General features: G+C 65.9%; 18 protein-coding genes. 12 read left to right on the top strand and 6 right to left on the bottom strand.

Annotation, left to right across the window (positions count from 1 at the left end):
• Positions 1–20: 20 nt before the first annotated feature.
• Positions 21–917, top strand: a complete 897-nt coding sequence (locus tag FBY28_RS00550; protein ID WP_141863492.1) for an alpha/beta hydrolase — start codon at positions 21–23, stop codon at positions 915–917.
• A gap of 27 nt (positions 918–944) precedes the next feature.
• On the opposite strand, the gene FBY28_RS00545 is transcribed toward FBY28_RS00550, so the two are convergent.
• Entirely contained in the window at positions 945–1,301 is a 357-nt protein-coding gene (locus FBY28_RS00545) for a helix-turn-helix transcriptional regulator (protein WP_141863491.1), read from the bottom strand.
• 161 nt (positions 1,302–1,462) lie between these two features.
• On the opposite strand from FBY28_RS00545, the gene FBY28_RS00540 reads away from it, so the two are divergent.
• The 4 genes from FBY28_RS00540 to FBY28_RS00525 are packed head-to-tail and all read left to right on the top strand — an operon-like array spanning position 1,463 to position 6,371.
• Positions 1,463–2,887, top strand: coding sequence for a proton-conducting transporter transmembrane domain-containing protein (locus FBY28_RS00540; protein WP_141863490.1), 1,425 nt, complete (start codon positions 1,463–1,465; stop codon positions 2,885–2,887).
• Complete coding sequence (locus tag FBY28_RS00535; RefSeq protein ID WP_141863489.1) at positions 2,884–5,430, top strand: DUF2309 domain-containing protein; 2,547 nt, start codon at positions 2,884–2,886, stop codon at positions 5,428–5,430. Before FBY28_RS00540 ends, FBY28_RS00535 begins: the two co-directional genes overlap by 4 nt.
• Positions 5,427–5,747, top strand: a complete 321-nt coding sequence (locus FBY28_RS00530; RefSeq protein WP_141863488.1) for a P-II family nitrogen regulator — start codon at positions 5,427–5,429, stop codon at positions 5,745–5,747. Before FBY28_RS00535 ends, FBY28_RS00530 begins: the two co-directional genes overlap by 4 nt.
• A gap of 39 nt (positions 5,748–5,786) precedes the next feature.
• The gene (locus tag FBY28_RS00525; protein WP_160145444.1) at positions 5,787–6,371 is read left to right on the top strand and encodes a carbonic anhydrase; all 585 of its coding nucleotides are present in this window, start codon (positions 5,787–5,789) and stop codon (positions 6,369–6,371) included.
• 33 nt (positions 6,372–6,404) lie between these two features.
• Here FBY28_RS00525 and FBY28_RS00520 read toward each other — a convergent pair whose 3' ends face one another.
• Positions 6,405–6,725: a hypothetical protein gene (locus FBY28_RS00520; protein ID WP_141863486.1), complete on the bottom strand. Its 321-nt coding sequence runs from the start codon at positions 6,723–6,725 to the stop codon at positions 6,405–6,407.
• A 194-nt stretch (positions 6,726–6,919) separates the two neighbouring features.
• Between FBY28_RS00520 and FBY28_RS00515 the strand changes: the two genes are divergently transcribed.
• The 4 genes from FBY28_RS00515 to FBY28_RS00500 are packed head-to-tail and all read left to right on the top strand — an operon-like array spanning position 6,920 to position 10,225.
• The gene (locus FBY28_RS00515) at positions 6,920–8,137 is read left to right on the top strand and encodes an MFS transporter (protein ID WP_141869961.1); all 1,218 of its coding nucleotides are present in this window, start codon (positions 6,920–6,922) and stop codon (positions 8,135–8,137) included.
• Positions 8,138–8,149: 12 nt separating this feature from the next.
• Positions 8,150–8,743: a TetR/AcrR family transcriptional regulator gene (locus FBY28_RS00510; RefSeq protein WP_141863485.1), complete on the top strand. Its 594-nt coding sequence runs from the start codon at positions 8,150–8,152 to the stop codon at positions 8,741–8,743.
• Positions 8,744–8,773: 30 nt separating this feature from the next.
• On the top strand, positions 8,774–9,931 hold the full coding sequence (locus FBY28_RS00505; RefSeq protein ID WP_141863484.1) for a serine hydrolase domain-containing protein: 1,158 nt from the start codon (positions 8,774–8,776) through the stop codon (positions 9,929–9,931).
• Between the two features lie 60 nt (positions 9,932–9,991).
• Complete coding sequence (locus FBY28_RS00500; protein ID WP_141863483.1) at positions 9,992–10,225, top strand: hypothetical protein; 234 nt, start codon at positions 9,992–9,994, stop codon at positions 10,223–10,225.
• A 12-nt stretch (positions 10,226–10,237) separates the two neighbouring features.
• Here the strand turns inward: FBY28_RS00500 and FBY28_RS00495 are convergent, their stop codons facing one another.
• Entirely contained in the window at positions 10,238–10,999 is a 762-nt protein-coding gene (locus tag FBY28_RS00495; protein WP_141863482.1) for an IclR family transcriptional regulator, read from the bottom strand.
• A 191-nt stretch (positions 11,000–11,190) separates the two neighbouring features.
• Here FBY28_RS00495 and FBY28_RS00490 point away from each other — a divergent pair, with 191 nt between their 5' ends.
• Complete coding sequence (locus FBY28_RS00490) at positions 11,191–12,468, top strand: DUF6986 family protein (protein WP_141863481.1); 1,278 nt, start codon at positions 11,191–11,193, stop codon at positions 12,466–12,468.
• Entirely contained in the window at positions 12,465–13,292 is an 828-nt protein-coding gene (locus tag FBY28_RS00485; RefSeq protein ID WP_141863480.1) for a bifunctional allantoicase/(S)-ureidoglycine aminohydrolase, read from the top strand. The genes FBY28_RS00490 and FBY28_RS00485 overlap by 4 nt, the downstream gene beginning before the upstream one ends.
• A gap of 54 nt (positions 13,293–13,346) precedes the next feature.
• On the opposite strand, the gene FBY28_RS00480 is transcribed toward FBY28_RS00485, so the two are convergent.
• Together FBY28_RS00480 and FBY28_RS00475 are read right to left on the bottom strand one after the other, a co-directional pair.
• Positions 13,347–14,069: an aspartate/glutamate racemase family protein gene (locus FBY28_RS00480; protein ID WP_141863479.1), complete on the bottom strand. Its 723-nt coding sequence runs from the start codon at positions 14,067–14,069 to the stop codon at positions 13,347–13,349.
• A gap of 7 nt (positions 14,070–14,076) precedes the next feature.
• Positions 14,077–15,585, bottom strand: coding sequence for an NCS1 family nucleobase:cation symporter-1 (locus FBY28_RS00475; protein ID WP_141863478.1), 1,509 nt, complete (start codon positions 15,583–15,585; stop codon positions 14,077–14,079).
• A 241-nt stretch (positions 15,586–15,826) separates the two neighbouring features.
• Between FBY28_RS00475 and allB the strand changes: the two genes are divergently transcribed.
• Positions 15,827–17,203, top strand: coding sequence for an allantoinase AllB (gene allB / locus FBY28_RS00470; RefSeq protein ID WP_141863477.1), 1,377 nt, complete (start codon positions 15,827–15,829; stop codon positions 17,201–17,203).
• A gap of 6 nt (positions 17,204–17,209) precedes the next feature.
• Here the strand turns inward: allB and FBY28_RS00465 are convergent, their stop codons facing one another.
• Entirely contained in the window at positions 17,210–18,532 is a 1,323-nt protein-coding gene (locus FBY28_RS00465; protein WP_141863476.1) for a sensor domain-containing phosphodiesterase, read from the bottom strand.
• Positions 18,533–18,643: the final 111 nt, after the last annotated feature.

Genomic DNA, 18,643 nt, shown 5'->3' with positions numbered 1-18,643 from the left:
GATGCGAAGGAGGGGCGCTCATGCCCGAACCCATGTCACCCGGTCCGAGCTGCCGACTCGCCATTCTGCAGAGGCTCGTTCTGCTGGCGGCATCAAGGGCACGTGGCCCCCACGACCTCGACAGAACACGCAAGATCACCCGATCGATGGAGATGCGCCAGCGGCGTGCGCACGGAGTCGAGGAGTCCACCGACAGGGTGGCCGGCGTACCCGTTCGCTGGTTCCGGCCGGCCGGGGCCGGCCCAGGGTTGATCTTCCATGTACACGGCGGGGCGTTCGTCGCCGGCAGTTCGGTCGCGGCGCGGTCTCACACCGGGTTGGCTCGGTCCAACAACGCAGAACTGGTGAGTGTCGATTACCGGCTTGCGCCGGAGCATGCGTTTCCGGCGGCCCTGGATGACACATGGGCGGTCTATTCGGAGGTGGCGCGCGACCGACCTACGGTGATCATCGGTGAGTCGGCCGGAGGTGGACTCGCCATGTCTCTGGTGCGACGAATACTTGACGAGGGCGCCGTACCGCCGGAGGGTCTGGTGACCCTCTTCCCGTGGGCCGATCTGACCAACGTCTCCGGCAGCTTCCCGGCCAATGAACACCGAGATCTTCTGTCCCGTGCCGGACTTGCCCGCAGCGCGGCGGCCTATGCGGGCGACCAGCCGCTGACGACGCCCCTGATCTCACCGCTGCACGGTTCTTTTGCGGGCTTTCCGACCACACTCATCATCGTCGGAACCCACGATTGTCTGCTCGATGATTCACGCAGTGCCGCTGACCGTATGCGCACCGCCGGTGTCGACACCACGCTCGTGGAAGTGGCGGGTGGATTCCACGGTTTCATCCTGCTACCGGTCCCGGAAGCCGAAGAGGCCAGGCGCCGGATTGTGTCCTTCGTCAAGACGGCGCTGGCCGACCGGTGACGGCGACCAACACCCTCCGCGCAGGATTCAGCTGAGGGCGTCGATCAGCTGACCCACGCTGTGCGCCGATTCCAGCGGGTGACGCAGGCGACCGGTCCGATTGACGGTATAGCGATTACGCCGCCCGACCTTCGACTTCTTCAGATAGCCGTCGGCGATCAGATCGGCGAGGATTGCCTGCACAGAGCGCTCGGTGATGCCGATCAGCACGCTCAGTTCCCGCGCCGTCAGCGACTCCCCCTGCGCCAGGCACAGCAGCACATGTGCGTGGTTGGTCAGAAATGTCCAGGTACGCGGGGGTGCCACCGCGGGTTGCGCGGCGGCGCGGGCGGGCGCCTTGCGCGGGGCCGCCACCTTCTCTGTGCTCTTCCGGGACGCAGGCATCCGGGAAATCATATGTGATTCGTGTAACGCACTTCGGTAATCGGCATGTTTCGTGTCGGCCCATATCCCCTGCTGAAGGCGACTCGCGACCGGAGGGACGCAAGTCGCGGTCTTATTACGAACCTTGACACGCGAGACTGAATACACGTAATTTCCTTCGCATGTTGGAGCTCGCCTCGAAGCCACCTCTATTGGTACTGATCATCGCGCTGCTGGCTGTGGCCGCACTGGCCGCCACCGTCGGCCGACGCATACCGGTTGCCGTTGCACGCGTGGGCACATCGGTGACCGTCGTCGGTGCGCTGGTCGCGATCGTGGGAGTGGTATCAGCACCCGACCGCCTGGCAGCAGCACTGCTGTTGCTGATCTTCGGAGTGAGCGCCATCGCACAGGGATACTCCGTGCGCTACCTTGCCGGCGACCGGCGGTCACACTGGTTCACTTGCGGCGCAGCGCTTCTCACGGTGGCGTCGATGCTGATGGCGACGGCCACCACGCTGGTTACCCTGGCCGTCGGTTGGACCTCGGTCGGGCTCGCACTGTGCCTGCTGTTGGCCACCTACCGAGAGCTTCCCGCCGCACGCGACGGTGTTCGCCGCACCGCGTTGGCGTTCGCCCTCGGAGACGGTGCGCTGTGGGTCGCGGTCGGACTGCATCATCTCGACGCCGAGGTATTCGCACCCGCGATCGCGATACTGATCGCCGTTGCCGCACTCTCCCGCACGGCGCAGATACCCTTTCACCGCTGGCTGCCCGCCACACTCGCGGCGCCCACACCGGTGTCGGCTCTTCTGCATGCCGGGGTGGTCAACGGCGGCGGAGTCCTGCTTGTCAAACTGGCCGCCTTCTCGACCCCACTGGCCGCGGGGATCATCATCGCCGCCGGCGTCGCATCCATGGCCTACGGCGTTCTGATGATGCTGGCGAGGCCGGATATCAAGGGAGCGCTTACTTACTCGACGATGGCCCAGATGGGTTTCATGATGCTCACCTGTGGGCTGGGCCTCTGGGCTGCGGCGGTGATCCACCTGATCGGACACGGGTTCTACAAAGCCACCCTGTTCCTGTCGTCCGGCACTGCGATCGCCCGGCACCGACGACACCACCTGCTCTCAACCCCGGTGCGGATCTCCCGACACGCCACGTGGGGTGTCGCGGCGGCTGCTTCGTTGCTTCCGCTGAGCGCGTTGAGCACCGGGGTCGCGCTGGTACCGAGCTGGCAGGAAGGTCATGCCGCCGAACTCGCGCTGCTGGTATTCGCCTGGCTGGCCGCCGCCGCCGCCACGTGGGGTTGGCTGCGCAGGCAACCCACCGCGCACGGTGTGCTCGGCGCCGCGGCGGTGCTGTTCCCCGCAGCGGTCGGCTACGTGGCGATGATCAGCATGGTCAGCAGATATCTGGGGCCCGCTCTACCGGCGTCGACGGCATCACCGCTGGCGGTCTGGGCGGTGTTCGCCGCCGGACTCGCGATGCTCGGCAGCCTGGCGGCCGCGCGGACCTGGCGCCCGGCGCGCGGATTGCAGCGCGCCCTCTACACACACGCGATCAGCGCAGGAACCCTTCACCCGACAGGAGCACACCGATGACATCCACTGATCTCGCCACGCGACGGGCCCAGCTCCGCAGTGACATCCGGCTGGCCGCACGGGCACTGCCCACCCATTACCCACTCGGCACCTTCATCGCGGTCAATCCGCTGGCCGGTCTGCAGACGATGCCCTTCGAACAGGCCATCCGGCGCGCGAGCGACGTGTTCGGCATGCGGGGAACCCTGCCAGAGAACGTCTTTCGGGCACTGTACCGGCAGGGCCGGATCACCGACGCCGACCTCGACGCCGTACTGCTCAGGCGGTACCCCAATCTCGCGGACGAGCCGGACATCCGGCTCGCCGGGCGCGTTGTCGCTGCCATCGACATCCTGCGAGCCGACCTGCTACACGGCCAAGGCGCCCCAGAACCGCAGCGCCGCTTCACCACTCGGGCCGAGCGGATCTCTGGTGAGCTCGCCGCGGATATCGACGCGCACGCCGCCACCTGGTGTGCCGCCTTTCTCGGCGGCGGTAGCTGGTCCATGCCGGATCGCGCGGAGGGGTTCTACAACGCCTGGCGGGCATCGGTGCGGCACGACCGGAGCCTGCCCCGCGCGGCACGGCGGAAGCTGCACGCGGCACCGGAACGGCCCGACGACGCCGTACTGGAGGCGCTCGAGGTTCTGCGTATCGGCGATGAGGATCGCGTCGTCTATCTGCAGGCGCATCTGACCCGGCTGCCGGGATGGGCGGCCCATATCCAGTGGGGCGCCGACCGTGCGGCGGGCATCGACCTGCTGCAGTATCTGGCCGTCCGGTTGTCCCTGGAGGCCGCATTGGTGCAGGACGCCCCGAGAACACCGATGACCGACGCACCGCGCTCGCCGACGCCCACCGCGCGCGAGCGCGCGGAGCATCTGCTGACGGTCTGGCACGCAGGGACGGTCGACGAGGCCGAACAGGCGACCGTGGCCAGGGTACTGGCCACGATACCGGTAGGCGCCCGGGAGATGCTGTGGCAGCAGGCTTTCGAAGGCCACTACCAGGATCAGCTGCTGAGCGCACTGGCCGATGCCGATGCCGACGCCCGCACTCCCGCGCCCGTACATGCGCAGGTGGTCACGTGCATCGACACCCGTTCGGAAGGGTTGCGCAGGCATCTGGAGAGCCATGGCGGCTATCAGACATTCGGCTTCGCCGGCTTCTTCGCTGTCCCCATCCGTTTCACCGGCCTGCTCGGCGGTGATCCGATGGACCTTTGCCCGGTGCTGATCTCGCCCAGTCACCAGGTATCCGAAATTCCCGCAGGCGATGCGCGTCGGCACGTGGTCGGAGCCACCGGCCTTGCCGCGGCCGAATCGTCCTTTCACACCGCAAAACACTCGTATACCGGGTCTTTCACCCTCGCCGAAGCGGCCGGTTTCCTCGCCGGTCCCCTTGCCGCGGCCAAAACCGCCGCCCCGGCCGCCAGCGGCTCGATCCGAAAACGGCTGCGGGAGTGGATTGCACCGACGCCGCCCACCGTGCTGGCGATCAGCGGTATGCCGTTGTCCGAGCGGGTGCTCTTCGCGCAGGCCCTGTTCCAATCGATAGGACTGACCGGCGGTTTCGCACGGCTGTTGGTGCTCTGCGGTCATCACAGCACCACCGAGAACAACCCCTATCAGGCGTCGCTGGATTGTGGAGCCTGCGGCGGGCAGGGCGGCGGCCCGAACGCGCGCACCGCCGCGCTTATCCTCAACGATCCCGCGGTTCGTGCCGAGCTGCACACATCGGGAATCGCCATACCCGATGACACCCTCGCCATTGCAGCGGTGCACGACACCACCACCGACCGCGTCACGGTGCTCGACCAGCATCTGATCCCGGCTGGATACCGTGCCGATATCGACCGGCTCACCACACATCTCGCGCACGCCGGCGCGGCTCTTGCCGATGAGCGGTGCGCCGGACTGCCGGGCGCGCCCCGGCGGCGCTCATCTGCCAGGGCTACCCGCCACGTGGCCAAGCGTTCGCTGGACTGGGCGCAGGTGTATCCCGAATGGGGGCTGGCCAACAACTCCGCCTTCATCATTGCCCCACGGGCGGTCACCGCCGGAATCGATCTGGCGCGCAGGGTATTTCTGCACTCCTACGAGGCCGACGTCGACGCCGACGGAACAGCGCTGGAGAACATCATGACCGCTCCCTTGGTGGTGGCGCAGTGGATCAACTGCCAGTACTACTTCTCCACTGTGGCCCCCGACACCTTCGGAGCGGGCAGCAAGACGATCCACAACGTCGTCGGCGACGCCGGGGTGCTGGCTGGACATGTCGGCGACCTGCGCTTGGGGCTGCCACGGCAGTCGGTCCGGTTCGGTGACCGACTGATACACGAACCGCAACGGTTGCTCGCCGTCGTCCAGGCACCCTTGGCCCGCATCGACACGGTCATCGACCGCAACCCGCTACTGAAGCAACTGTTCGACAACGACTGGGTGAGCATCGCCGCGCGCGAGCATGCCCACCACAGCTGGCACCGCCGGACCCGCAACGGCTGGCGGGACTGGTATGACAACGCGCTTCCGACAAACACTTTCGACAAGGAGATGATTCGATGACCACCGCCCTCACCCGGATGACAAAAGTCGAGGTTGTGGTCTCCGGTCAAGATGCGTCCGCCGTGCGCGACGTGATCACCGGGGTCGGTGCGACCGGCTTCACCAGTGTGTCCGGTGTATCCGGCCTCGGCCACCACGGCTATCACCAGGGCCGTCTGCTGTTCAACCAACAGGCGACGCTCGAACTGATCATCACCGTGGTGCCCGACGACAAGGTCGAGGCACTGCTCGCCGGACTGCGCCGGCTCCTCGATGCCTCGCCCGGCGTGCTGTTCGTGACCGAGACCTACGTCAGCCGCCCCGAGTACTTCAGCTGAACAACCACCACGAGAGGAATGACCGAGATGAGCAATGACGTGAGTATTAACACGACCGACGCGACGACGATCTGGCGAGGGCTACGGGCCGGTCGGCCGTGGCCCGTCGAGGGGCCCGTGGCAGCAGTGTTCCGTTGTGCCGACGCCGGCATCAGCAGCGAGACCGTGTTCGGGCAATCTGCCGGATCACTCGTCGACATCAGCACGTGGGGCCACACGGTCGACACCAGCGTGCTGGCAAGCATCGAGTACGCGGTCGACGCACTCGGGGTCGCCCTGGTGGTGGTCCTCGGCCATGACGACTGTCCCGCCATGCGGGCCGCACTGCAGGCGTGGAAGAACGCGCAACTGCCGGACGGCGCGATGCGCAGTGCGGTGGAGAACGCGCTGCTGTCGGTGGTGCGTCGAGGCGCGGCAGCCGATTGTGTGGCCTCGGTGACCTCGGCCCACATCATCGACACCGCAACGTCCTTGGTGCAGCGCTCACCTGCTCTCGCTCACAAGATCGATCGCCATGAGGTGGGGATCGTCTGCGCCACGGTCTCCCCCGGCACCCATGACATCACGGTGCATGCAACCCTCGGTGCGGTGCGGACCGACGATTCCGTCCTGGAGCGCATCTGAGCACGAGTCCGCGCTGTCAGACGAGCGGGTACTTCACGGTCGGTACTTCATGGTCCAGGCGTGGACGATCAGATAGCCCGCGACCATGATGCCTACGGCCAGTCCGATCACGAGTCGGAGGCCGAACCGCCCCCACGGCACCGCAATGATCGCCGTCGCATACAGGAGGCCGACCACGACAAACGCGATGATCCAATGATGATCCGGGCTGTATGAGGGCCCGAAGCCACCTCCGCTGCAACCGCTCACACCGCATACGGCCAGCGTGCCCCAGTAGAGCGGACCGGCGGACAGGGCCGTGGCGAGCGGCAGTGTCCACAACAGATTCAGCGCGCTGTGACGTCTCAGCACCATGCGGCTCCTCCCGTCGACGGCGAACTGTTGCTAGGGGCTTGCGGGTCCAGCCTGGCACAAGCCCGACGAAGGCAGCGCCCGGGTCCGGCCAGTAAATCGAGACACCGTGACTCGATAGTGCTAATGTCATTAACGAGGCAACATGCCTCGTTAATGATATTGATCGCGAAAGGACTATCGTGTCGAGAACCGACATGGACGGCCTGGCGGCACCAAGCCGGGTCTCACCAAAAGCGTTATATGCCACGGGGTTTGCTTTTTCCGTGACGATGATGGGTACCACACTCCCGACGCCGCTGTATCCGATTTATGCCAGTGAGTTGACGTTCACGGCGTTGACGGTGACGGGGCTCTTCGCGGTCTATGCGATCGGTGTCGTCGCTACCCTGCTGCTGTTCGGCAGACTGTCCGACCTTGTCGGCCGCAAACCGGTCCTCCTTGCCGCGGTGGCATTTGCGGCGGTAAGTGCGGTGCTTTTCCTGTTGCCGCCGTCGCTGCCGCTGCTGATCCTTGCGCGGGTGGTCTCCGGGATCGGGGCGGGCCTGATGAGCGGCGCGGGAACGGCAGCCATCATCGACCTCTTCGGGCTCCAGCGTCGATCCGTGGCGGGGACCATCGCGGTCGCGGCGAACACCGGTGGTCTTGCGCTGGGCACCCTGCTGTCAGGCGTCATCGCCGACCTGAGCACCTCCGCGTTGAGTGCGCCCTATGTGGCCCATCTGGTGCTGTCGGCGGCTGCCCTTCTCGCCCTGGCGTACGGGCTGCCCTCGGCGCCACGCACGAACACCACGTCCGGATGGCGTCAGCGCCTTCATGTTCCCGCCGCCATCCGCGGTGCATTCGTGCGGGCGGTGCTGGCAGCGGGCTCAGGGTTCGCCGTCACCGGTGTGCTGACCGCGGTGAGCGGCCTACTCTTGGCGGGCCACCTGCACGTGCACAGCCACGCCGTCGCCGGCGGCGTCGTCTTCGTCGCCTTCGCAGGCATGGCAGGCGGTCAGCTGTGGGGACGGCGGCTTGCGACCGCCCGCGCGCAGATCGTCGGATGCCTGGGGATGGTGGTGGCCGCGGGCCTGATCGTGCTCGCGTTGACGACCGGGTCACTTCCCGCGCTTCTTGCGGCCGCGGCCACTGTGGGTATCGGTGCCGGGATGTGTCTGTTGGCCGGACTCGCGATGACCGTCGAACGAACCGATGTCGCGCAACGCGGCGGGGTGTCATCGGCCTTCTTTGCCGGGCTTTACACGATGCTGGCGGTGCCCGCGATCGGTGTCGGCGCACTGGCCCGGGCGACCGATCTCATCACCGCCGGGGTCGTGTTCGCCGGGTTGGTGTCCGTTCTCCCGGTGGTGGTGGTCATCGCAGAGCTGATGGTGATGCGCAGCGGTCGAGCGACCGAGGGCACCGGCAACTGAGAAGATCGAGACATGCCCGAGACGTCGAACCGCATGCAGCAGCCCGCACTCGGCAGGCCGCGCAGCGAGAGTGCCCGCCGGGCGATCCTGAATGCGGTCGACGACATGCTGGTCGAACAGGGATACGCGGCGCTGACGATGAAGGGCATCGCCGAGCGGGCCGGCGTCGGTCGTCAGACCGTCTACCGCTGGTGGTCGACCAAGGCCGAGATCCTGAACGAAGCGTGCGCGCAGGACGCAGCGACCGAGTTGGCGGTGCCGCTCACCGCCAACTCGGTCGCTGTGGTGTCGAACTACCTCGCCGCTGTGGTGCACTTTCTGACGCGATCCGTCGCCGGCGCCGCCTACCGGGCGTTGCTGGGAGAAGCACAGCACGACAACGCTGTCGCCGCATTGCTGCGTGGGAACGATGTCCTGGTCCGCAGTGCCATGCCGGTGGTCGCACATGTGCTCGACAGCGACGATCCGGCTCCCGCTGTGGACGAGGAACTGACCGCCGAACTCCTGGGACCGATCGTCTTTCCGATCCTCACCGGTGCGGCGGCGCCGACGAAGGCACAGTTGCGGGAAAGGGCATCGCGGTTCGTCGATCGATACCGATCTTGATTCGCCGGGAAACGTGGTCTACTCCGATGTATGGCCACTATCACAGAGGGCTACGCCGACCCGGCATTCGCTGAGGTGAAGACGCTCTTCGAAGCCGGTGTGGCCGACGGTGACGACCTCGGTGCCGCGGTGGCCGTGTATGTCGACGGCCGCGCCGTAGTGGACCTGTGGGGCGGCATCGCCGATCGCAGGACCGGGCGACCATGGACACGCGACACCGTGTGTCCCACCTTCTCCTGCACGAAGGGGGTGACGGCGACCGCGGCGCTGATGGTCGCCCAGCAGCGTGGCGGCGGATTCGAGGAGCCCGTGTGTTCGTGGTGGCCCGAGTTCGCGCAGTGCGGCAAACGCGAGGTCACCCTGGCCGACCTGATGACCCATCGGGCCGGGCTGCCGGTGTTGGAGCGCCCGGTATCGGCGGCCGAAGCCGCGGATCCCGCCGCGATGGCCACCCTGTTGGCGCACCAGTATCCGATATGGCCGCTCGGCACCGAACACGGTTATCACGCTTTGACATTCGGATGGCTGGTCGGCGAATTCGTCCGTCGTCACACCGGTATGACCGTGGGCGATTTCACCCGGCGGCACATCAACGAACAGCTCCACATCGGCGCAGCCGCGGCGGCCCCGTCCGATATTGCCAGGATGAGTTCGCCACCGCCCGGGCAACGCGTGTGGAGTGTGGCGCATGCGCCGCCGATACCCGAGCGCACCGTCGCCGAGATGGCCGCGGCGATCGCCGATCCCGAGTCACTCTTCGTCCGCGCAGCATCGAACCCCGTTCCGTCATTCCATGATCCCGAGGTGCTGGCGGGAGGCTGGCCCGCGGCCGGGCTGGTCACCACCGCGCGCGCAATGGCGGTGTTCTATGCCGACCTCGTCGACGGCAGCTTGGTCGCAGGCGGGCTGTTGCGCGAGGCGATCGCCGAACGGGTCCGCGGCCGTGACCACGTGCTGGGACTGGAAAGCGCCTTCGGGCTCGGATACATGCTTCCGTCGCAGAATTTCGTGATGCCCGAACCTGCGCGGCGAACCGCTTTCGGGCATCCTGGCGCAGGTGGTTCGGTCGGAATGGCAGATCCCGAGCACCGGGTGGCTTTCGCCTTCGTTCCCAACATGCGTCGAGACTGGCTGGCCGGGGATCGTCGCGCCCATCGGCTCGTCGCGGCCGTGTATGACGCACTCTGACCATCCCGCAGGTACGAGTATCCGCGTTTCAAGACCCGCGGCGTGGGGCAAGATCAATCCATGCGAAACATACTCGGCCGTTCGCCCATCGCCGTCCTCGCCGCAGCGCCGATTGCCGCGGCGTCGCTGTTCGCCGCCGGGTCCGCTGCCGCTGAACCGCTGAACTGCGTCAACGGACAATTCTGGGACCCCATCACGAACACCTGCCAGACACCGCGTCCGGCGGAGAATTGCGCGCCGGGTCAGTACTGGAACGCCCTGTCCAACGTCTGTCGTCCGCTGGGTGTGCTCTGACCCCGACCGGACCTACAGTTCCCGCGATCCGATCAGCGCCTCGGAGATCACTCCGGTCGCTTTCTTCAGCGCAGGCACAGCCCGCGTGATGGCGTCCTTGTGCATGCGCGTGACGGGGCCGGAGATGCCTATCGCCATAGGTGTGGGTGCGCCGGGAACCGCCATCGCTACCGATCGCATCCCCATTTCGCATTCCTCGTCATCGATCGCGTAACCATCGGCGCGAACACGCTCGACCTTGGCAAATACCGCCGAAAGAGTCGAGGCACTGTTCTCAGTCGGCGCCGGGAGCCCGGACTGGGTGACAAGTTTCAGGATGCGCGCGTCCTCCAGTCCGCCGAGGACGGCTTTGCCGACACCCGAGGTATGCAGGCCGACGCGCTTGCCCACCTCGGTGCCGTTGCGCATCAGCGCCGACGGCAGCACCTGACCGGTGTAGATCACCATGTCGCCGTCGAGTACGGCCAGGCTCGCAGTTTCCGACAGTTCGTCGACCAGCGTCTGCAGTACCGGCATGGCCACCGCACCCAACTGGCGGTTGGCGACCTCACCGAGCCGAATCAGTCTCGGCCCCAACGCATAGCGACGGTTGGGCAGCTGCCGCACATAGCCCAGGTTGACCAGTGTGCGCAACAGGCGGTGAATCGTGGGCGGTGGCAATGGCGACTCCGAGGACAACTCGGTGAGCGAGCACTCCCCTCCCGCGCGCCCGATCAACTCCATCAATTCGAAGGCGCGTTCCACCGATTGGACCCCGCCTGACCGTTCCGTCATGCGACCCACTTTCGGTAGATGATGTGCGTTTCATCCAACATCCGATGAAATGATTCCGCAATACGGAATCTCGTCGGGCTCATCTGTGACTTCTTCGCGGTTCGACCGGTTCCACGCTAAACTCCACATTGTGGAATTTCAGTCTGATCGGTATTTCCACGCATTTCAGCGGCGGCCCGGAAGGAACACCTGTGACACGACGCCTCGACGATGCGGTGCTGGCCGACGTCGACCTTCGGCTGGCGGCCGCCGACGCGCACCTGGCCGCCTGCTATCCCGGTGACGACGGCCGTCGGCAGCCGGTGCACACCGTCTATGTCCCCGCCAATCGGTACACGGCCACGACGCCCACCGATTGGGGGACCGCTGCACTGGCCGCGGCCGGCTCGGCCGGCGGACTCGACGCGGTGGCGGCACTGGTCGGAGCCGACGAAGGAACCGACTGTGCGCCCGACACGCTGGCCGCGCTGGTGGACCACAAGCTTCGCACCGAACCGATCGAGGACCTTCGCATCGACTTCGAGGACGGCTACGGCACGTTCGACGACGCCACCGAAGATGCCGATGTCGAACGTGCCCTGGAGGCAGTGCGCAGCGCGATCGACGCAGGCAGCTCGACGCCGTTCGTCGGTATCCGCTTCAAGTGCCTCGAAGCCGGCACCCGGGCCCGCGGATTGCGGACGCTCGACATGTTCGTCAGCGGGCTCGTCGAATCCGGCGGGCTGCCCGACGGTGTGGCCCTGACCCTGCCCAAGGTGACCTCGGTAGATCAGGTCGAGACGATGGTGGTGGTGGCGCGCGCCCTCGAGGCGGCCAACGGACTTCCCGCGGGCCGCATCCGCTTCGAGGTGCAGGTCGAAACACCGCAGGCTATCCTCGGCGCCGACGGTCGCGCACCGGTCGCCCAATTCATCCACGCAGGACAGGGGCGCGTCAGCTCGTTGCACTACGGCACCTATGACTACTCGGCGTCCCTCGGCATCGCCGCCGCCTATCAGTCGATGGAGCATCCGGCGGCCGACCATGCCAAGAACGTCATGCAACTCGCCGTCGCCGGAACCGGTGTCCACATGTCCGACGGCTCCACCAACATCCTGCCCGTCGGCGACCCCGACAACATCGCGATGGCCTGGACCCTGCACGCACGCCTGGTCCGCCGACATCTCGAACGGGGCATCTATCAGGGCTGGGACATGCACCCCGCCCAACTCGTCACCCGGTACCTCTCGACCTACGCGTTCTACCGCCGCGCCTTCGCCCCCGCCGCGACGCGCCTGCGCAACTACGTCCACCGACTCGACTCCACGGTCATGGATGAGCCGGCCACCGCTCGAGCGCTGGCGAGTGTGATCCATCGCGGCAGCGTATGCGGCGCGCTCACCGGCGACGAGATCGAGACCGCCACCGACCTTTCGACGTCCACCGTGCGTGACATCGCGCTCGGCCGCACAATCAGGAGCACCCCATGACCCGACCAGTAACCGCAGCGTCCTACTACACGCCTCGTGGCGGACTGCCACCGCAGACCGACCTGTTGACCGATCGGGCCATCGTCACCGAGGCGTACACCGTCATCCCCCGCGGGGTTCTCTCCGACATCGTCACCTCGGTGTTCCCGGAGTGGACGGACACCCGCGCGTGGATCATCAATCGACCCGTGGCCGGTGGCGCGACGACGTACTTCCAGGCGATCGTCGAAGTGAAGCCCGGCGGCGGCGCACAGCGACCAGAACCGCAACCGGAGGTCCAGAGCTTCCTTTTCGTCACCTCGGGGGCACTGTCGGTCGACGCGGCGGGGCAGTCACAGACACTGTCGGAGGGCGGCTTTGCCTACCTGCCTGCCGGAACCGACTGGTCGGCCCGCAACGCCGGGGATGCCGATGCGACGTTCGTGTGGATTCGCAAGCGCTATGAGGTGATCGAGGGCCACACGCCGTCGGTGAAGTTCGGCAACGAGCGGGATATCGAACCGTCGGCGATGCCGGGAACCGATGGGAAATGGCGCACGACCCGCATGCTCGACCCGCAAGACCTCGCCTACGACATGCACGTCAACATCGTGACGTTCGAGCCTGGCGCGAGCATTCCATTCGCCGAAACCCATGTGATGGAGCACGGGCTGCTGATGCTCGAAGGCAAGGCCGTATACCACCTCAACGGAGACTGGGTGGAAGTTCAGGAAGGCGACTTCCTCTCGCTGCGCGCCTTCTGCCCGCAGGCGTGCTACGCCGGCGGTCCGTCGAATTTCCGCTACCTGTTGTACAAGGACGTCAACCGCCAGATCATGCTCTGACGAAACGACACCGGGCACCCGATGGGTGCCCGGTGTCGTCTGAGAGTTCTTGGCCTACAACTGGAATGGCCAGCCGATGACCTTCTTCTGCCGCGGAGTGGCATAGGTACGCACCTTCGAGGTGGACAGTCCCATCCGGACCAGCCCTTCGGCGATGGTCACCGCCGAGCGGACGCCATCGACGATCGGCACACCGGTGGCGGCCGACACCTTGGCCTCCAATTCGGCCATACCGCCGCAGCCGAGGCAGATCACCTCGGCATGATCCTTCTCGACGGCCTCGCGCGCCTGCGAAACGATCGCCTGCACGGCACGCTCGGGGTCTGATTCCAGTTCCAGCACACCGAGGCCCGATGCCCGCACCGAAGCGCATCGGGCGTCGAGGCCGGCCAGTTTCAGGCGGTCTTCGATCAGCGGCACCGTGCGGTCGAGCGTGGTGACCACCGAGTACTTGTGGCCCAGATACATCGCCGTCGACGCCGCAGCCTCGGTGATGTCGACGACCGGCACGTCGAGCAACTCCTGCAGACCCTCTCGGCCGTGCTCGCCGTAGCCGGCCTGGATCACCGCGTCGAACGGCTCAGCATACGAAGTGATCGCGTCCATCACGGCGATGGCGGCGAGGTAACTCTCGAAGTTTCCCTCGCACGAGTCGGCGCCGAAACGGGGTGTGATGCCGATGATCTCGGTGCCCGGCGAGGCGACACCGCGCGCGGACTCCGCGATCGCCTCGGTCATCGAGACGGTCGTGTTGACGTTGGCAACCAGAATTCTCATGAGGTCCCTAGTGGTGCGTGCTGGTCACGGCGATGGGCTCTCCGGACACATCGTTGAAGGGGCCGCGACGGTCCGCGAGCATCCAGTAGACGATCGCGCCGAGCCCGGCCCCGATGAACCAGGAGAACTCCGAGACGATCTTGAACGCCGGGACGAAGGCCATCAGCAGCGCGGCGACCGCCGTGATGCCAAGGGCGGCAACGGCACGCATGTTCACGCCCTTCGCATAGTGATACTCGCCGGCCGCATCGACGGTGAACAGGGCCAGCACGTTGATCTTCGATCGGCGCACCAGCCAGTAGTCGACCATGATGATGCCGAACAGGGGGCCGAGGATGGCGCCGAGACCGCCCAGGAAGTAGTTGATGACCGCAGGCGAGTTGTACAGGTTCCACGGCAGGATCACCAGGCCGATGACCGCCGAGATGAACGCCGCGCGGCGGAAGTTGAGGTGCTCGGGGAAAAGGTTGTTCAGCGCATAGATCGGTGCGACGAAGTTCGCCATGAGGTTGACAGCGATGGTGAGGATCAGCAACGCGAGCGCCGCGAGCACCAGCAGCAGCGTGTTCGGCACCTCCTGGACGATATCGGCCGGCGCTTCGATGATGCGTCCGTCGATGCGGAACTGTGCACCGGCAAGCGTGATAACGATGCCGCCGAACACCAGCATGTTCAACGGGATGCCCCAGAAGTTGCCGCGCACGATGGCGCGTTTTGATGTCGCGTTTCGGGTGAAATCGCAGAAGTTGAGCACGAACGTGCCGTAGATCGCGACCCACAGGCTCGCACCGCCGATGATCTTCAACCACATGTCGACGCCGGTCAGCGAATCGGGTGTCGACCATGCAATGCTCCAGCCGGCGTTACTGATCATCCAGATCGCCAGCGCAATCATGGTGAACAGGATGACCGGGCCGGCGAACGCCTCGTACTTGCGGATCATCTCCATGCCGTAACTGACGATGATCACCTGGATCACCCACAAGGAGACGAACGAGATCCAGCCCAGCGTCGACAGTCCCAGGAAGCTGTTCGAGTCCAATGTCGCCGCCGACGGCGCGAGCGCGATGATCATGATGCGCAACACCACCGAGGCCAGATAGGTCTGGATGCCGAACCAGGCGATCGCCACCGCACCGCGGATCAAGGCGGGGATCTGCGCGCCACGGATACCGAAGGCGATGCGGCTCATCACCGGGAACGGGACGCCGGTCTTCTCCCCCATGAACCCGGACAGATTGAGAAGCAGGAACAGGAACATCCCGCCGAGGCCGAGCGCCAGCAGGATCTGCCACCCGCCCAGGCCGAGGGCGAACAGCCCGATGGCGAACGAGTAGTTGCCCAGACTGTGCACGTCGTTGGCCCACAGGGTGAAGATGTTGTACGCACCCCAGCGTCGGCCGGCACGTTTGGTGGGTGCGAGATCGGCGTTGTACAGCTGCGGACTCACATCGGCGAGTGCTGCCGCATCATTGCGATCGGAGTCGCCGAGGAGGCCGGTGGACTCTGTGCTCATGGGATACGCCTGTCACGGTAGGAGCGCCGACGCCTGGGACGTCGCCGCCAGAAATTCCACTGTGCGGAAAAAAGATTCCACGGATTTCATAAGTAACGCGTATGTGGACACCGTGTGTCAAGCCTTCAGTCGCAATTGACTGTGTCGGCGCTCACATCTAACCTCGCACTACGATGGAGCCTTACTTCCACAATGAGGAATTTGATCGAGGACGTATGTTCCTCGCTACGGAGAGCTGCCGATGACTTCGATCGCTGACGACACGCCCCCACCCTCGGATCGACCCGAATACGACCTGGTGGTCCGTGGTGAACGCACCCTGACGACCGCGGGCATCGTGGCGCGCGAGATCGGTATCCGCGACGGCCGTATCGTCGCGATCGAACCGCTGGGCAGCGGCCTCACCGCCACCGAGATCATCGAACTGACCGACGAGCAGGTGATGATCCCCGGCCTGGTCGATACCCACGTGCACGTCAACGAGCCGGGTCGCACCGAGTGGGAGGGCTTCGACTCCGCGACCCGCGCCGCCGCGGCCGGTGGCGTGACCACCTTGATCGACATGCCGCTGAACTCGATTCCGCCGACGGTCAATGTAGAGGCCCTCAACGCCAAGCGGGCGGCGGCAGCGGGAAAGACCCACATCGACGTCGGATTCTGGGGTGGCGCAATCCCCGGTAACACCGACGACCTGCGGGGTCTGCACGACGACGGTGTCTTCGGCTTCAAATGTTTCCTGCTGCACTCGGGTGTCGACGAGTTCCCCCACCTCGACGCCGATGAGATGGAAAAGGACATGGCCGTGCTGGCCGGTTTCGACTCCATGATGATCGTGCACGCCGAAGACTCCCGCGCCATCGATCGCGCCCCGTCTGCCGAGGGCAACAAGTACGAAAGGTTCCTCGCCTCCCGTCCCCGTGGCGCCGAGAACGTCGCGATCGCCGAGGTGATCGAACGCGCCCGCTGGACCGGGGTCCGCGCCCATATCCTGCATCTGTCCTCCTCCGACGCGCTGCCGATGCTCGCGACAGCGAAGCGGGACGGCGTCAAGATCACCGTGGAGACCTGCCCTCACTATCTGACATTGCTGGCCGAGGAGATCCCGAACGGCGCGACGGCCTTCAAGTGCTGCCCGCCGATCCGCGAGGCGTCGAATCGTGAACTGCTGTGGCAGGGGCTGCTCGACGGCACGATCGACTGCATCGTCTCCGACCATTCGCCCTCGACGATCGATCTGAAGGACGTCGAGAACGGCGATTTCGGTATCGCGTGGGGTGGGGTCGCCTCGCTGCAGCTCGGCCTGTCGCTCATCTGGACCGAGGCCAAGCGCCGCGGTATCGAGCTGACCCAGGTCCTGGACTGGATGGCCGCCAAACCCGCCGCATTGGCGGGACTGAACACCAAGGGCAAGATCGCGCTCGGTTACGACGCCGACTTCGCCATCTTCGAACCGGACTCCGCCCAGGTTGTCGACGTCCACAAACTGCACCACAAGAATCCGGTCAGTCCCTACGACGGGCGGGCACTCGCCGGGGTCGTCACGAGCACCTGGCTGCGCGGCAAGAAGATCGACTTCACGAACCCCCATGGCCGGATGCTGCGCCGTGGCGGCGTCTAGCACACGTCAACCGGACTTCGTCACGGGTTCGCCGGCACGGTAGGCGACCGGACGCCCGAACAGATACCCCTGGCCAAGGTCCACACCGAGATCGCGAAGGGTGCCCAACTGCTGGGGGTCCTCGACCGCTTCGGAGACCGTCACGGCATTCAGTTCATTGCCCAGCCGCACGATCGACGATGCCAGCGCACGCCGTACCGGGTCGGTGGCGATGCCCGAGGTGAGATCACCGTCGATCTTGATGATGTCCGGACGGAGGCGCAGCAACTGGTTGAAGCTCGCAAAACCCGCTCCGGCATCGTCGATGGCTAGGCGGATCCCTGCTTCGCGCAACGGTTTCAGCGCTTCGGCGAGGTCGTCCGGGAATGGCTCGTGCTCGGTGATCTCCACCACGAGCGGCCGCTGCACCGAGATCAGGAGCTCTTGCACCGCAGGATTCATCGCCGTCACCGGACTCAGATTGGCGGCCACGAACGATGTCGGCGGAAGATCCTCGGCGTTGACCAGCAGGCGTCGCAGCGCCGCCAGTTCCAAACTCAGGCTCCGGCCGAGACGGCGCGCGCAATCGAACCACTGTTTCGGGCTCAACTCGCCGTCGGTCGGGAATCGGCACAATCCTTCGAAGCCGGTGACGTCCCCGGTGTTCAGATCCACGATCGGCTGGAACACGATGTCCAGGTTGGCCGGATCGGCCAGCACGGCGTCCAGTCGCTGATGCAGTCGATCCTCGCGCGCCATATCGGGAAGCAACACCGAGGCCAGGAACTGCGTGGTGGAGTCGTCCGGCAAGTTCGGGTCCACCAGAAACGCGTCCAGCAGCGCCGAGAGCTCGGTATGGGCGCTGATCAACCCCGAGATGAATGTGCTCGCCGCGGCCATCGCCGCGATATCGCGCTCGTCGAATCGGCCCGGTTGTGTGGAGGTCATCGACAAGGCACCGATGGCGGTATCGCGATGACGCAGCGGAAAGACGGCGAGGGTGCGCAATTCCAGCCGCGCTCCGATGGCGCGAACCTCGGCGTTCACGGCGGGATCGTTGGGTGCGTCGTCACTGAGCTGTGGTCGTCCGGTGGCCACCGCCAAGCCCTGGAACGTCCCCGCGACCGGCAGTCGCAAGCCGAGTAGCGATTCCACGACCCCAAAGGCCGACACCACGACGAACTCGTCGCTGGGCGCCAGGATGCTGACGGCCGCGCCATCGGCTTTCGGGGTGAACAAGCACATCTGTTCGGTGATCCGGCGAGTCAATGCCGCCGGATCGATCGACGCATTGATCGCCGCGATCAGGTTGCGCATGGCGCGATTCGGTGCCCGGCAGGAAGCTGCCACCTGCCCGATCCGTCTATCCGCCGGACACGCATCGTGAAACCTCTCACCCCCCAGAACAGGTGGCGTCGCGATCAGCTCTGCCCGGGTCCGCCCACGCGGCGGACCCGGGTT

Source organism: Arthrobacter sp. SLBN-53, assembly GCF_006715585.1.
Classification (GTDB): Bacteria; Actinomycetota; Actinomycetes; order Mycobacteriales; family Mycobacteriaceae; genus Mycobacterium; species Mycobacterium neoaurum_A.
This window is presented reverse-complemented; position numbering and strand designations above follow the sequence as displayed.

Bases quoted from the DNA above. Each gene is read 5' to 3' on its own strand.
- FBY28_RS00550 (WP_141863492.1), top strand. From the start codon at position 21: ATGCCCGAACCCATGTCACCCGGTCCGAGCTGCCGACTCGCCATTCTG.
- FBY28_RS00545 (WP_141863491.1), bottom strand. From the start codon at position 1,301: ATGCCTGCGTCCCGGAAGAGCACAGAGAAGGTGGCGGCCCCGCGCAAG.
- FBY28_RS00540 (WP_141863490.1), top strand. From the start codon at position 1,463: ATGTTGGAGCTCGCCTCGAAGCCACCTCTATTGGTACTGATCATCGCG.
- FBY28_RS00535 (WP_141863489.1), top strand. From the start codon at position 2,884: ATGACATCCACTGATCTCGCCACGCGACGGGCCCAGCTCCGCAGTGAC.
- FBY28_RS00530 (WP_141863488.1), top strand. From the start codon at position 5,427: ATGACCACCGCCCTCACCCGGATGACAAAAGTCGAGGTTGTGGTCTCC.
- FBY28_RS00520 (WP_141863486.1), bottom strand. From the start codon at position 6,725: ATGGTGCTGAGACGTCACAGCGCGCTGAATCTGTTGTGGACACTGCCG.
- FBY28_RS00515 (WP_141869961.1), top strand. From the start codon at position 6,920: ATGGACGGCCTGGCGGCACCAAGCCGGGTCTCACCAAAAGCGTTATAT.
- FBY28_RS00510 (WP_141863485.1), top strand. From the start codon at position 8,150: ATGCCCGAGACGTCGAACCGCATGCAGCAGCCCGCACTCGGCAGGCCG.
- FBY28_RS00505 (WP_141863484.1), top strand. From the start codon at position 8,774: ATGGCCACTATCACAGAGGGCTACGCCGACCCGGCATTCGCTGAGGTG.
- FBY28_RS00500 (WP_141863483.1), top strand. From the start codon at position 9,992: ATGCGAAACATACTCGGCCGTTCGCCCATCGCCGTCCTCGCCGCAGCG.
- FBY28_RS00495 (WP_141863482.1), bottom strand. From the start codon at position 10,999: ATGACGGAACGGTCAGGCGGGGTCCAATCGGTGGAACGCGCCTTCGAA.
- FBY28_RS00485 (WP_141863480.1), top strand. From the start codon at position 12,465: ATGACCCGACCAGTAACCGCAGCGTCCTACTACACGCCTCGTGGCGGA.
- FBY28_RS00480 (WP_141863479.1), bottom strand. From the start codon at position 14,069: ATGAGAATTCTGGTTGCCAACGTCAACACGACCGTCTCGATGACCGAG.
- FBY28_RS00475 (WP_141863478.1), bottom strand. From the start codon at position 15,585: ATGAGCACAGAGTCCACCGGCCTCCTCGGCGACTCCGATCGCAATGAT.
- allB (WP_141863477.1), top strand. From the start codon at position 15,827: ATGACTTCGATCGCTGACGACACGCCCCCACCCTCGGATCGACCCGAA.